The following is a 429-nucleotide window of genomic DNA, read 5'->3' on the forward strand; positions in this document are numbered from 1 at the left end:
TTCCAGAGGTCAAGACGGCCGTCCGCGACACCGAGTACAACACCGCGAGTGAGCGTGCGGACCGCGCCCGACTCGCCGCAACACGAAGCGAAGTCCATACCACATTAGACACATGAAACTCGTCGCAGTCACCTCCTGCCCGACTGGGATTGCACACAGTCAAATGGCAGCGGAGAACCTCGAACAGACAGCCGAAGAACAGGGGCACGATATCAAGGTAGAAGTACAGGGCGCGATGGGTGCGGAGAACGAGCTCTCCGACTCGGATATCGAGTCCGCCGACGCCGCCATCATCGCCTCGGACACGTCGGTCAGTCAGGACCGGTTCGGCGGTATTCCGCTAATTAAAGGCACAGTCAAAGACGCTGTTAACGACGCCGAAGGCATGATCGCTGATGCGATTGCGGCTGCTGACGGCGACGCATCGGA

The 429-nt window shown here is 59.7% G+C and carries 1 protein-coding gene; it reads left to right on the forward strand.

Annotation, left to right across the window (positions count from 1 at the left end; genetic code table 11):
• Positions 1-112: 112 nt before the first annotated feature.
• Positions 113-429 (forward strand): PTS fructose transporter subunit IIB (locus tag EXE41_RS18840; protein WP_137691814.1); only part of this gene is annotated, 317 nt, incomplete at its 3' end.

Source organism: Halorubrum sp. SD690R (assembly GCF_005435035.1).
In the GTDB taxonomy this organism is placed as follows: domain Archaea; phylum Halobacteriota; class Halobacteria; order Halobacteriales; family Haloferacaceae; genus Halorubrum; species Halorubrum ezzemoulense.